The 11,383-nt window shown below is 67.4% G+C and carries 10 protein-coding genes and 1 pseudogene; 7 read left to right on the top strand and 4 right to left on the bottom strand.

Annotation, left to right across the window (positions count from 1 at the left end; genetic code table 11):
* Both VFW69_RS19000 and VFW69_RS18995 read right to left on the bottom strand, forming a co-directional pair.
* On the bottom strand, positions 1-503 hold a 503-nt coding region (locus VFW69_RS19000; protein ID WP_526503424.1), incomplete at its 3' end, for a DEAD/DEAH box helicase family protein.
* 189 nt (positions 504-692) lie between these two features.
* The gene (locus tag VFW69_RS18995; protein ID WP_526503434.1) at positions 693-2,669 is read right to left on the bottom strand and encodes a serine/threonine-protein kinase; all 1,977 of its coding nucleotides are present in this window, start codon (positions 2,667-2,669) and stop codon (positions 693-695) included.
* A 423-nt stretch (positions 2,670-3,092) separates the two neighbouring features.
* Between VFW69_RS18995 and VFW69_RS18990 the strand changes: the two genes are divergently transcribed.
* From VFW69_RS18990 to VFW69_RS18970, 5 genes and pseudogenes are all read left to right on the top strand, one after another.
* Positions 3,093-5,849 carry an ATP-binding cassette domain-containing protein gene (locus VFW69_RS18990; RefSeq protein WP_526503422.1) on the top strand — a complete coding sequence of 919 codons (2,757 nt, stop codon included), beginning with the start codon at positions 3,093-3,095 and terminating at the stop codon, positions 5,847-5,849.
* 96 nt (positions 5,850-5,945) lie between these two features.
* Positions 5,946-6,386 carry a ribonuclease FAU-1 family protein gene (locus tag VFW69_RS18985; RefSeq protein ID WP_526503420.1) on the top strand — a complete coding sequence of 147 codons (441 nt, stop codon included), beginning with the start codon at positions 5,946-5,948 and terminating at the stop codon, positions 6,384-6,386.
* A gap of 24 nt (positions 6,387-6,410) precedes the next feature.
* Positions 6,411-6,764, top strand: a pseudogene (gene ligD, locus VFW69_RS18980) (non-homologous end-joining DNA ligase LigD); the annotation flags it as partial.
* Complete coding sequence (locus VFW69_RS18975; RefSeq protein WP_526503418.1) at positions 6,757-7,539, top strand: Fpg/Nei family DNA glycosylase; 783 nt, start codon at positions 6,757-6,759, stop codon at positions 7,537-7,539. The pseudogene ligD and the gene VFW69_RS18975, both read left to right, overlap by 8 nt.
* A gap of 41 nt (positions 7,540-7,580) precedes the next feature.
* Positions 7,581-7,997: a hypothetical protein gene (locus tag VFW69_RS18970; protein ID WP_526503416.1), complete on the top strand. Its 417-nt coding sequence runs from the start codon at positions 7,581-7,583 to the stop codon at positions 7,995-7,997.
* Between the two features lie 27 nt (positions 7,998-8,024).
* Here the strand turns inward: VFW69_RS18970 and VFW69_RS18965 are convergent, their stop codons facing one another.
* Positions 8,025-8,471 (bottom strand): nuclear transport factor 2 family protein, encoded by a 447-nt coding sequence (locus tag VFW69_RS18965; RefSeq protein ID WP_526503414.1) that lies wholly within the window; start codon positions 8,469-8,471, stop codon positions 8,025-8,027.
* Between the two features lie 132 nt (positions 8,472-8,603).
* Between VFW69_RS18965 and VFW69_RS18960 the strand changes: the two genes are divergently transcribed.
* Entirely contained in the window at positions 8,604-8,966 is a 363-nt protein-coding gene (locus VFW69_RS18960; RefSeq protein WP_526503432.1) for a YciI family protein, read from the top strand.
* A complete protein-coding gene (locus VFW69_RS18955) occupies positions 8,963-10,177 on the top strand; it encodes an RNA polymerase sigma factor (RefSeq protein WP_526503412.1) in 1,215 nt (404 codons plus the stop codon). Before VFW69_RS18960 ends, VFW69_RS18955 begins: the two co-directional genes overlap by 4 nt.
* Before the next feature lie 9 nt (positions 10,178-10,186).
* Here VFW69_RS18955 and coaE read toward each other — a convergent pair whose 3' ends face one another.
* Positions 10,187-11,365: a dephospho-CoA kinase gene (coaE, locus tag VFW69_RS18950; RefSeq protein WP_526503410.1), complete on the bottom strand. Its 1,179-nt coding sequence runs from the start codon at positions 11,363-11,365 to the stop codon at positions 10,187-10,189.
* Between the last annotated feature and the right edge of the window lie 18 nt (positions 11,366-11,383).

Genomic DNA, 11,383 nt, shown 5'->3' with positions numbered 1-11,383 from the left:
ATGCACGACACCGACGCCACCACGACCACGTCGCGGCGCGACAGCAACGAGGACGTCGCGGAGTGCCGTAGCCGCTCCACGTCGTCGTTGATCGAGCTGTCCTTCTCGATGTAGGTATCGGTCTGCGCGATGTACGCCTCGGGTTGGTAGTAGTCGTAGTACGAGACGAAGTATTCGACCGCGTTGTGCGGCAACATTTCTCGCAGCTCATTGGCCAGCTGGGCGGCCAGCGTCTTGTTGGGTGCCATCACCAGGGTGGGCCGCTGCAGCCGCTCGATGAGCCAGGCGGTGGTGGCCGATTTTCCGGTACCGGTGGCGCCGAGCAACACGACATCGCGCTCCCCCGCCCTGATCCGGCGTTGCAGCTCCTCGATGGCGGCCGGCTGATCTCCGGCGGGATCGTGCGGGCTGACCACCTCGAAGTCGCCGCCGACGCGCACGACGTCGTCGACAGCGCGATACTCCGAATGCGCTACTACGGGATGTTCCGTGGCGAATGCCATGCCACCAGGGTAGAACCGATCACCGACAAGTGTCGTCGAGCTGGTCCGTCGGGTCAGCGCCAGGCGCCCAGCCACATCCGTCACGTCCGTACCTCTCAAGAAGTACAGGGTGATTCTCGAACGTGCTAGCGGATGCGGTAGCGGATTCGAGGCTCATCTATTGGTGCGCGAAGACTCCGACCCTGGAAACTACCCAGCCGGCCGCGTCCACGTCCGGGTGATTGGATCGCATTGCAGCAGGTAGCCGTCGCTGGACGTGCTCATGGCGAACACCGGCGTGCCCGGCCGGTCGCATGAGCTGCCGGCGGCGTGTACGCCCATCGTGATCGGCGCCTTGGCCCAGCTGCTGCCTTCGCAGACGATCTGCTCGTTGTTGGTCGGGTCGTAGGCGACCTTGCCGACGTCACTGCACAGCCCGCCGAGCACCGGCGGCGCCGGGGCCGACGCGGTGGTCGAGGTGTTGATCACCTGGGTGGGATCGCTCAACGTCAGCGTGGCGGGCGCATCGCCGGTCCGGGTGGCCACCACAGGCACCCGCACCACCGCCCCCTGGGCGCCGCACTCATTGCTCAGCACCGTCTCGGTCAAGGTGCCGCGCAGCGTGCCGTCGGCCTGCGGCGCCAGCGACCAGGCGATGGTTTCCTGCTGGGTGGCCCTGACCTGTCCATTGGGCTGAGCGCAGCCCACCCGCTGCTGCGCCGGAGTGCCCTGCCAGTAGCCACCGACGAAGCGCAGGGTGTCGGTCTGTCCGCCATCGATGGTGTTGGCCACTTGATGGGTTGGATCGTCCAGCTGGGTACCAGTGGCCGCACATCCGTTGGTGGTGCATACCGACCGGAACGCCCACCAGCTGGTGACGGCCCCGGCATGCCGGATCGAGATGCCATTGGTGGTGCGCTTGGTCTGGTCGTAGTTCAGCTTGTACGTCCCTTGGAGCACCGGTCCGCGCACCGGCCCGCCCGGGGCGGGTGTGGCACTCGCGGCCGGGACGGACGGTTTCGACGCGAGCGCGGGGTTGCTCGGCGGCGTGACGGGCTGGACGGAGTAGAGGATCGACCAGGTCGCCGCGACGGCGATGAGGACCGCACACACCAGCGCGGTCGCCCATCGGGTCTTCGACGAAAACCGTTGACTCAGCCCAACGATGACGCCACCGGGCCCGTGCCGGCGATGCGGCGTCGCTACGGCGGCGCAGGGCTGGAAACCGCCGCCGACTTCCGAGACATCGCTTAGCGACTCGCTGACGGCGGTGGCGAACGCACGGCACCGCTCGAACCTCTCCTCCGGTTGTTTGGCGAGGGCTCGGAAGAACACCTCGTCGAGCTCGGCCAGCTCGGGTCGGAAATCGCTGAGTCGAGGGGGGTCTTCGTGCAGGTGCTGACTGATCACCGCGATCGGGTTGGAGTGCTGAAACGGAGGTGCCCCGGTGAGAAGATGGAAAGCCGTTGCGGCCAACGCATATTGGTCCGCCCGCCCGTCGATGGGCGAACCCGTCAGCTGCTCGGGCGCGGCGTACGCCACCGTTCCGACCGCGACGTTGGTTTCGGTGATCCCGCTGATGTCCCCCAGGTGACGTGCGACACCGAAGTCCGCCAACAGGATTCGACGCTCTCCCTCTTCGGGATGGGCGAGCAGGATGTTGGCGGGCTTGACGTCGCGGTGCAGCAGGCCGCGATCGTGGGCGTAGTCCAGCGCGCCCGCGACCGCTTGCACGATGGCGCACACCTCGCGGATCGGCATCCCCTCGGCGTAGTTCTCCTTGACCAGCCGCGAGGCATCTGTGCCCTCGACGTAGTCCATCGAAATCCACAGATGCCCGTTGAATTCGCCACGGTCGTGCACACCGACGATGTGCGGATGCCACAGCGTCGCCGCGAGATCGGCCTCCCGATTGAATCTTTCGCGGAACTCGGGGTCGGCGGTTACCGCCTCGGCGAGGACCTTGATCACGTCACGCCGGGGCAGCCTGGGATGCAGAGCGAGATAAACCTCGGCCATGCCGCCGGCGCCCAGCTTCCGCAGAATCGTGTAGCCGGCGAACGACGCGCCGTTACTCACCGCAAGGCGCGACTCAGAGGACTCGTTGGGCTGTTGCGCCACTGCGGGTTCGGAGTTCGGCGCCGAATCGATGGGGGGTATCCGGCGGAACAGTTGACCGATGGGCATGGCCGGCAACGAGTGAAAACCCGCGCGCAACGCCTCCCGGGCTTGTCGCGGATTGCTCAGCAGCACTCGCCCGACGCTGATGCGCCGCGTAGTTCCCTTGTGCTCGTTCGTCAATGTCTCGCCCCCTCGTGTCCCGGCACCGCCGAGGTGTCGCCGCAATGTGATGCGGATCGCACACCACGGGCATGCGCATCGCGATTGGGCCCTGTACTCCGTCTCGCTGTCGGCCAGCACGACACTGTGCTGGGCACCAGCGGACACAATCGAAGATCGCTACCCTTCCCCGATCGAATAATGCCCCACCGCAGTAGGCGATTCATCGCAGCAGGCTATGAATGCGCTATGAGTCGCCGAATTGAAACAAAGCGAAGTCACAGCTGAGTCCAATAGAGCGCACTGCCAATCCGGGCCGATACTTGAGTAGTGACTCGACCCGCCCCGCCCATCCTGACAATTCGGCATGACGGGTCCCAACGATCCTTTGCGGCCGGCCACGAGGTGGTCGTCGGACGCGATGAACAGGCCGACGTGCGCATCGTCGATCCGAGGATCTCGCGCGCGCATCTGATCCTGCGGTTCGATCAAGGCCGTTGGCTGGCAATCGACAACGGCTCGCTGAACGGGACCTACCTCAACGGCTACCGGATGCCGGTGGTCGATATCCACGACGGCCAGAGCATTAACGTCGGAAACCCGCAAGGACCGCGACTTACGTTTGCGATCGGACCGCAGACGGGTCATGCCGGCCTGCCGCCCCGAACCCGGCCGAGCCACGACTCCGGGCCGCCGACCCTGGCCTGGTCGGCGCTTGCTGAGCAAACGAATCCGACACGCCCGCCGCAGCGCCCCCAGAGCCGGCCCGGCGGCGCGAACAGGAGCCCGGCGCGCGGCGGTCCGCAGGGCGCGCAGTCGCGTCCCGCACCACCCGGGCAGCCGGCGAGGCCGCCGAATGCACCGCCGCGACAGCCGGCGGTGCCGCCGCGACAGGCGCCACCGCCCCGCGTGCCACCGCCACCGGCGCCACGAGGCACACCACCCGAGGAGACGACCGTCATCGACCCCGGCTCGCCGGCAAGGTTGCAGGTCACGCCCCCCGGCGCGGGCGAAACCGGGCCACCGCCCCAGCCATCCGCCACGCCCGCAGCGGAATTCACTGTGATCGACGCCAAGACGGCCGACGTGTCGAACCTGGCGACGCGTTTTGTGAAATTGCTCTCGCCGCGCGCGTCGTCGGCCGCGGGCACGGCCGGCGCCATGACGATCGGCCGCGCCCCCGAGAACGACATCGTCGTCTCCGATGTCTTGGCCTCACGTCAGCACGCCAGCTTGGTGCCCACCCAACTGGGCACCGAGATCCGGGACAACAGCGTCAACGGAACGTTCGTCAACGGCACCCGGGTCGGGTCGGCCATCCTGTCCGAGGACGACATCGTCACCATCGGAAACGTCGACCTGATGTTCCGCGACGGCACCCTGACCGAACACAGCAGCGCCGCCACCCGCACCGGCGGTCTCGAAGTGCGCAACGTCAAGTACGTCGTCGACAACGGCAAACAACTGCTGGACGACATCTCGCTGACCGCGCGCCCCGGCACGTTGACCGCCGTGATCGGCGGTTCGGGCGCCGGAAAGAGCACCCTGGCCCGGCTCATCGCCGGTTACACCACCCCGACCTCCGGTTCAGTGACGTTCGAGGGCCACGACATTCACGCCGAGTACGCATCCCTGCGCAGCAGGATCGGCATCGTCCCGCAGGACGACGTGGTACATCGCCAGCTGACCATCAACCAGGCGCTGGGCTATGCCGCCGAGCTGCGGCTGCCCCCCGACACCAGCAAAGCGGACCGTGCCAAGGTCGTCGCCCAGGTGCTCGAAGAACTCGACCTGACCAAGCACGCCGATACCCGCGTCGAAAAGCTGTCCGGGGGACAACGCAAACGCGCCTCGGTGGCGCTCGAGCTGCTGACCGGGCCGTCATTGCTGATTCTCGACGAGCCGACCTCGGGTCTGGATCCCGCGCTGGATCTGCAGGTCATGACGATGCTGCGCCAGTTGGCCGATGCCGGTCGGGTCGTGCTGGTGGTGACCCACTCGCTGTCCTACCTGGACGTGTGCGACCAAGTATTGCTCATGGCTCCCGGCGGCAAGACCGCGTACTGCGGCGCGCCCGACCAGATCGGCGGGGCGATGGGCACCACCAACTGGGCGAAGATCTTCACCCAGGTCGGCGCCGACCCCGACGAAGCCAACCGCCGCTTCCTGGAACAGAACGAGGCCGAGAAGCGGTCCCAGAAGTACCTGCCGGACAAGACCGACGAGCCGAGCAGCCTCGGCGAACCGGTTCACACCAGCGTGCGGCGCCAGATCTCGACCATCGCCCGGCGGCAGGTCCGCCTGGTGATCGCCGACCGCGCCTATTTCGCTTTTCTCGCGCTGCTGCCGTTCATCCTGGGCTCGCTGTCTCTGACCGTGCCGGGCAACAACGGTTTTCATTTACCCGCACCCACCGCGGGCACACCCGACGAAGCCGCGCAGATACTGGCCCTGCTGATGCCGGCGGCGGCATTCATGGGCACCGCCTTGACAATTCGCGATCTGGTCGGCGAACGCCCCATCTTTCAGCGCGAGCAAGCGGTGGGGTTGTCGACCACCGCCTACTTGCTCGCCAAGAGCGCGGTGTTCTGCGGGTTCGCGATACTGCAGTCGGCGATCGTCACGGCAATCGTGGTGATCGGCAAGAGCGCCCCCACACGCGGCGCGGTGTTGTTCGGCCACTCGACCATCGGGGCCACCGTCGAGCTGTTCGCGACCGTCGCGGCGACGTGCGTCGCCTCGGCCGTTCTCGGCCTGGCGATTTCGTCGCTGGTGCGCTCGAGCGAGCAGATCATGCCGCTGTTCGTGGTGACGGTGATGGCGCAGCTGGTGCTGTGCGGCGGGATGGTGCCGGTGACCGGCCGGCTCGGTTTGAACCAGCTTTCGTGGGCGATGCCGGCGCGCTGGGGCTACGCCGCGGCATCGTCGACGGTGGATCTGCGCCACCTGGTGCCCGATTCGCTGCTGTCCCAGGATCGGTTCTGGCAACACACGTCGAAGATCTGGCTGCTCGACATGGGCATGCTGGCCGCCCTGTCGCTCTTCTACGCCGGCTTCGTGCGATGGAAGATCCGCTTGCGCCGATAACGAATCGCCCAGCAGCGGTAGGGTGACACCATTCACCCGCCGAAGCACGAGACGTTCGACCTCCTGGCCCGCACCAACACCGATCCCAAGGGCATCGTGCGGACCGTCGACGAGTACGCAGTGCAGCCCTGGGGCCTCTACATCGCCCGCCCCACTCCCGGTCGCGTCCAGTTCCATTACCTCGAGTCGTGGCTACTGCCGTCGTTGGGCTTGCGCGCCACCGTGTTTCACTTCAATCCCGGGCATGAACGCGACCATGACTACTACCTGGATGTGGGCCAATACCTGCCCGGCCCCACCGTGTGGCATTCCGAGGACCACTATTTGGACATCGAGGTCCGCACCGGCGCCAGTGCCGAACTCACCGATATCGACGAGCTGCTGGACGCCGGCCGCCACGGATTGCTGACGCCCGAGGTGGCCGAGCGGGCGGTGCGACGCGCCGTGGCCGCCGTCGATGGCCTGGCCGCCAACGGCTATGACCTGTCGCGGTGGCTGGCACACCACGGCATGCCACTGACCTGGCGCGGACGGTAGCCGTTTTCTCGATCGGACGGCGGGTATGCCCGTGACATGCCTTTCGTCGTCCAGGACAGCAACCCCGACGACGACGCGCACCGCACCGTGGAAGCCCGCAAAGACAAACGCGAGGGCCGCATCTACCTGGACGTCATGCGCAACGGCTACGCGCAGACCGCCGTCGCGCCCTACTCGGTGCGCGCCCGCGCGGGTGCGCCGGTGGCCACCCCGCTGCAGTGGGACGAACTGGACACGCGCGGTCTGCGCGCCGATCGGTTCAGCATTCGCGATGTTCCCAAACGGCTCGCTGGGCAAGGCGATCCGTGGGCAGACATGTTTCGGCACTCCCGCTCGCTGACAGGGCCGCTCGAACGATTAGCGAAACTTCGTGCCTGAACTGCCGGATGTCGAAGGGTTCCGGCGGGAGCTGGCTAAAACCTTGCCCGGCCAACGAATTCAACACGTAGACGTCCGCGACCCCGGAATTCTGCGCAACGCCACCGCCGCCGCCCTCGCCCGGCGCCTGGCCGGGCACCGCTTCGAAGCCCCGCGCCGGCACGGCAAATGGCTGATACTGCCGACCGACGGTCCGACGCTGCTGATCCACAGCGGCATGACCGGGCACCCGTACTACGCCAAAGCCGACGCCGAGCCGGAAAAGTATGAGCGACTGGTGGTGTCGCTCGACCAAGGTGAACTGCGCTATGCCGACCTCCGCAAGCTGCGCGGGGTCTGGCTCGCCGACGACGACGAGCTCGCCGACCTATTGGGTTCGCAGGGGCCCGACGCGCTGGGCATGGGCCTGCGAGAGTTTCGCGACGTGATTGCCGGGCGGCGCAAGGGGTCCAGGCCGCTGAAGCCGACGCTGATGGACCAGTCGGTGATCGCGGGGCTGGGCAACCTGCTCGTCGACGAAATCTGCTGGCGGGCCAAACTGCGGCCCACCCTTCCGGTAGCGGAGCTGGGCGACGACGCCGTCAAGGATTTGCATCGTGCAATGACGCAAGTGCTGAGCACCGCGGTACGCCACGGTCGGGTTCCTGGCCTTTCGCGCTGGCTCACCGGGGCACGCGACGATCCGGACCCGCACTGCCCGCGCTGCGGCACCCGTCTCGACCACAGTCGGGTGGCTGGCCGTACGACGCTGTGGTGTGCGCGCTGCCAGCCCTGACTATTGGTTCGGAGAATCAGCTGCGCGTAATCTCGGCAATTATGAGCTGCGCGGCCCGTCGACTGCTGCCCTTCGCCGCGGTGACGGTCGTCGCCCTCGGCGCTCAGGTGGTGCCGCCGACCGCGCGGGCGGACCTGCACAACATCACTTACCGCACCAGGATCGACGCGCTGACGACGGGTACCCAGGCGACCTTCATCACCAACGGCGGCCAGACGAACACCACCACCCTGCCTTCCATGCCCGGCAATGTATTCGAGGCCAACACCGTGCTTCCCGACCCGCAGCAGGCCGGCATGCGGATCGTGCTGCATTTCCCTTACGCGGCAAACGTGCACTGCGAAATCGACTCCGACGACAATGTTTTCACCCAGACCGACCAGATGGTCAAACCCACACCCGGAAACGCCGACCCGAACAGCGGTGTGCTGCAGTGCGGCACGCCCTTGCCGGGCTGAACCTACCTGCAGCACAACGTACATCGCTCAGGGTTCGAGGTCGGTGGCCGCGCGGAACGACGCGTCCATGTAGAACGGTGTCGAGTCGTGCCGGTGCGCGATACGCCAGGAACCGTCGATGCGGCGCAGGCCGAAGGTCGAGCGGTACCAGGTCGAGTGCGATTCGCTTTCACCGGCACGGGTGAATGTCATCTTCGTCAGGGAATGGACGAACGCGAGGTCGCCGTCCTGCGTCACGACCGGGTCGCGGAAGGAGATCTCCATCGGGCGCTCGAATCCCGCGAACCACGCCTGGATTCCCGCCACGGTGCCGTACGGGGTGTCGGGGCCCTGCTGTAGCGGCGGCGCAAGCGAATACGCCACCATGTCGTTCGTGTTGAGCGCGAAAAGCGCCTCGGCGTCATGCGCGGCGTGCGCGGCCACGAGCTTGTCGAGAACAGCATGTATGTCGGTTCCGGTGCGGCTGATCTGCATGTTTGATCCCTTCTCGTGGGGCCCTTGAAGCGGTGCCTTTACAGGGGTGTCGAATCAGGCGCCCCGGTTTCGACACAGGAGCGCAATACTTTTTCAGATTCGCGGAGATGCCGGGAGGCCGTAGTGAAGTACATGATCCTGATCCAGAGCAATCCGCAGTTCCTCGAGCGCTGGAAGGCGTTGCCCGAGGACATGCGGGAGCGGTTCGGCCACGATCACGTCGCGCTCAGCGCGGAGCTCGCCGAATCCGGTGAGCTCGTGGCGAGCGAAGGCCTCGCGGATCCCGCTCTGGCGAAACGAGTCAAGGTCGACGACAACCAGACGGTGATCAGCGACGGGCCCTTCGCCGAGGCCAAGGAGCATCTGGCCGGCTTCCTGCTGGTCGACTGCGACGGCGAGGACCGCGCCCTGCAGATCGCGGCGCGGGTGCCCGATGCGGTGTGGGGTCTCGTCGAGGTCCGGCCGGTGCTGGATCTGAGGGGGATGGATATGTGAGCCCCGCTCCGCAATCCGATGACGCCCTCGGGCTGCTGCGCGAGCTCGCCCCGCGTGTGCTCGGCGTGCTCGTGCGCCGCAACGGCGACTTCGACGACTGCGAAGACGCGGTACAGGAGGCGCTGCTCGCGGCCTCCCGTAGCTGGCCGGTGGACGGCGTCCCGAAAAACCCGACCGGCTGGCTGATCACGGCCGCGTCGCGGCGGCTGATCGAGACCTATCGCAGCGAGGCCGCACGCCGGCGCCGCGAGCACTCCTACACGCTGGAGCCGGCGTTCGGGGCGGTGCCGGAGGTTGACGACACGCTGGCCCTGCTGTTTTTGTGCTGCCACCCCGAGCTCACCGCACCATCGCAGGTCGCGCTGACGTTGCGCGCGCTCGGCGGCCTGACCACCGCGGAGATCGCGCGCGCCCTGCTCCTTCCCGAAGCGACGGTCGGGCAACGAATCAGCCGGGCCAAGGCGCGCATCCGGGAAACGGGTGCGCAATTTCGGACGCCGACGGCGCGCCAGTGCGACGAGCGGCTGCCCGCGGTGTTGAGCACGCTATATCTGGTCTTCAACGAAGGCCACACCGCCACATCGGGAGAGGCTCTGAACCGGGTGGAGCTCACGAGCGAAGCCATCAGGTTGACCCGGCAGTTGCGGACCAGCCTGCCCGACGAGGGCGAGGTCGCCGGTTTGCTCGCTCTGATGCTGCTGACCGAGGCGCGGCGGAACGCCCGCACCGGCCCGGACGGCGCGCTGATTCCGCTCGCCGAGCAGGACCGCAGCCGGTGGGATCAATCCGCCATCGCCGAGGGTGTCGCGATCGTCGAAGCGACGCTGCCCGTGGCGAAGCCGGGTCCCTACCAACTGCAGGCAGCGATCGCCGCCGTGCACGACGAGGCGACCGACTTCGCCGCGACCGATTGGCCGCAGATCCTCGCGCTATACGACGTTCTGGTCGCCTTCACGCCCGGGCCCATGGTCGCGCTCAATCGGACCGTCGCCGTGGCAATGGTGCGCGGGCCCGCTGCCGGTCTCGACGCGCTCGACGAAGCCGCGACGGATCCCGCCCTGCGCGGCCACCACCGCGTGGACGCCGTCCGGGCGCATCTCCTCGATGAACTCGGCGAGCGGGACGCCGCGCGGGAGCACTATCTCCTTGCGGCCCAACGCACTCGCAGCCTGCCCGAGCGGCGCTACCTACTGGCGCGCGCGACGCGCTGACAGGGCGGCCTACGGCCGCCAGCCGGTCGAGTCCGCCCACTCCCACGCCCGCCGGTAGGCGTCGAGCATCCACGGCTCCTTTGCCTCGATGTAGGAAGCGGTCTCGCCGTCCGCTTGCTTTTCAGCCGCCTGCTTGACCGACAGGTAGGCGGCACGCGCATCGGGGTTGGCCTTGAGCCAGTCGACGAACAGCAGGGCGAACTGCTGATTGGGCCAGCCGTCCACCCGGATATGCACGTTCGTCGGCCGGCCTGGGTCGGCCGAGGCGTGAATGCGCTTGCGCCACAGGGCCGCTTCGTCGTCCTTGGCCACGTCCTCGCTGATGTGCTCGACCCGCGGGTACCCAGCGGACAGCAACGGCTCGACGAGTTCGTCTGCGACGGCGAGGGATTCGACGGTGATCTGGACGTCGATGACGTTCTTGGCGGCGAAGTTCGGCACGGCGGTCGAGCCGATGTGATCGACACGCAGCGCCCGGTGACCGCAGCTGGTCCGCAGGCGGTTCACGATTCGTTGCGCCTGATCCGCCCAACTCGGGTCGGGCGGCACCAACCGGGCCGGAACCCGGGCGATCTGGTGCGCGCTCAGGTTGTGCGCGAACGGGACGATGCGGTTGTTCCACACGTCGTGGGCGTGCTGGACCAAGTCCTCGGTGCTGCCCGAGTTGTCCAGCCAGATGTCGGCGACCGCCCGCCGCTGCTCATCGCTGGCCTGCGCGGCGATCCTCGCGCGGGCGTCATCTTCCGGCATGCCGCGCTGGTCGACCAGGCGCCGCAGCCGCACCTCGACATCGGCGAACACGATGACGACGAGCGGGAACAGCGGCGCCATCCCGGACTCCACCAGCAGCGGAATGTCTTCGACCACAACGGAATCCTCGGGCACCGAGGCGATGATCTCCGAACGGCGATTGCCCACCAGCGGGTGGACGATCCCGTTCAACGTCTTGCGAGCCTCGTCGTCGCGGAAAGCCTTGGCGGCCAGGGCCGGTCGATCCAGCGATCCGTCCGGAAGCAGAATGTCGCTTCCGAACGCCTCGACCAGCGAGGCCAGGCCCTCGGTTCCCGGCTGAACGACCTCACGCGCGATGACGTCCCCGTCGACGATGACGGCGCCGCGTTGCGCGAACGCGGACGACAGCGCCGACTTGCCGGCGCCGATGCCACCGGTCAACCCGATACGCAGCATGGCGTCCTCAGGTAAGGA

Source organism: Mycobacterium sp., from assembly GCF_036273375.1.
Taxonomy (GTDB): domain Bacteria; phylum Actinomycetota; class Actinomycetes; order Mycobacteriales; family Mycobacteriaceae; genus Mycobacterium.
The sequence above is the reverse complement of the archived record's forward strand: the minus strand, read 5'-3'. Positions and strand labels throughout refer to the sequence as shown.

Bases quoted from the DNA above. Each gene is read 5' to 3' on its own strand.
- VFW69_RS18995 (WP_526503434.1), bottom strand. From the start codon at position 2,669: ATGCCCATCGGTCAACTGTTCCGCCGGATACCCCCCATCGATTCGGCG.
- VFW69_RS18970 (WP_526503416.1), top strand. From the start codon at position 7,581: ATGAGCTGCGCGGCCCGTCGACTGCTGCCCTTCGCCGCGGTGACGGTC.
- VFW69_RS18965 (WP_526503414.1), bottom strand. From the start codon at position 8,471: ATGCAGATCAGCCGCACCGGAACCGACATACATGCTGTTCTCGACAAG.
- VFW69_RS18960 (WP_526503432.1), top strand. From the start codon at position 8,604: ATGATCCTGATCCAGAGCAATCCGCAGTTCCTCGAGCGCTGGAAGGCG.
- coaE (WP_526503410.1), bottom strand. From the start codon at position 11,365: ATGCTGCGTATCGGGTTGACCGGTGGCATCGGCGCCGGCAAGTCGGCG.